This window comes from Acidimicrobiia bacterium (genome assembly GCA_016650365.1).
Lineage (GTDB): Bacteria > Actinomycetota > Acidimicrobiia > Spongiisociales > JAENVV01 > JAENVV01.
The window spans coordinates 1-1,469 of record JAENVV010000128.1 but is presented as its reverse complement, the minus strand read 5'-3'; the positions used below and the strand labels follow the sequence as shown (position 1 = coordinate 1,469).

At 59.6% G+C, this 1,469-nt stretch carries 1 protein-coding gene; it reads left to right on the top strand.

Going from position 1 to position 1,469, the window contains the following annotated elements; genetic code table 11:
• Nucleotides 1-125 precede the first annotated feature (125 nt).
• A partial coding sequence (locus JJE47_07580; GenBank protein MBK5267280.1) for an alpha/beta fold hydrolase occupies nt 126-1,469 on the top strand: 1,344 nt, incomplete at its 3' end.

Here is a 1,469-nt window from a genome sequence, read left to right as displayed (position 1 = left end):
CCACTGCGACCACCGATGATTCGGCGGTGTCGACAACGGTCGATCGAAGTCCCGGGACGACGACCTCAGACCCCGGCGGTGTCCCCGGCTACCAGCCCATGTTTGTTGAGAGCAAATGTCAATTCGTGGCAGTCCCCGACCAGGATCCTCGGTGTGGCTACCTCGAGGTTCCGGAGAATCGGTCGGTGGCCGGGTCTTCAATCATCCGTCTTCACGTGGCCATTTTTGAATCAACCTCAGACAGCCCGGCACCCGATCCGGTTGTTTATCTCGAAGGTGGCCCAGGAGGTGATGCCCTCGAGACCGTGCAGTACTCGTTCAAGGATACCTTCGCACCGCTGCTCAGCGAACGTGATGTCATCATCTTCGACCAACGCGGGACCGGGTACTCGGAGCCATCGTTGGCATGCAAGGAGGTCGAGGATCTGACTGTCGACTACATCGGTACGATTCTTGAATCCGAGCAAGGACTCCAGATCGAACTCGACGCCGAGCAGGCGTGCCACGATCGCATCGCCGCCGATGGGGTTGACTTCACGGCCTACAACTCAGCCGAGTCCGCCGCCGACGTGGCAGATTTGCGCACGGCGCTTGGGTATGACGAGTGGAATCTGTATGGGATCTCGTATGGGACCAAGCTGGCACTGACGGTTATGCGGGATCACCCTGGGGGAATCCGGAGTGTGGTCCTGGATTCCGTCTATCCGCCGGAACGAGATCTTGTTACCGAGACCCCGGCCGATTTCGCCAGAGCGTTGGGTGAGTTCTTCGCGGCCTGTGAAGGAGATCCGAACTGCTCCGCAGCCTATCCCGACCTCGAGGCGCGGTTTTTCGCACAGGTGGATGCGTTGAATGCCTCGCCGATCATGGTGCAAGTCAGCGATGCCCTGACCCTGGCCCGGTACAACGCGGCCATTGATGGCGACGCCCTGATGGGGACTACCTTCCAAGCGCTCTACTCGATTGATGCAATCCGGTACCTGCCGCGGATGATTACCGATCTTGAGGATGGCCGGTCCTTTGTCCTCGGTTTGCTCGTTTCGAACGCGGTCACCAACCGTTCCTTTTTGTCGAGTGGGTACTATTCGGTGGTCCAGTGTCGAGAAGAAGCCCCGTTCTCGGATCCAGACTCCGCCCAGGCTGCCATCGACGCCTACCCGGAATTCGGTGACTACTTCGATGCCTCCTTCGGGGTTGGGCCGGCCACCTATCAAGCCTGCCAAATTTGGGACACCGGCCGCGCCGACGACGTAGAGAACGAAGCGGTGGTCAGCAGCATCCCGACGTTCATAACCACGGGTCGGTACGATCCGATTACCCCGCCGGCCTGGGGGACAGGAGTTGCCGAGCATCTTCCAAACTCCTTCTATCGGGAGTTCTTTTCGGGACATGCCGCCACGGCCACCGATCTCTGTGCGCAAACTCTGATGCTGGCGTTTCTCGATGACCCCGATATCGAACCGAACGAT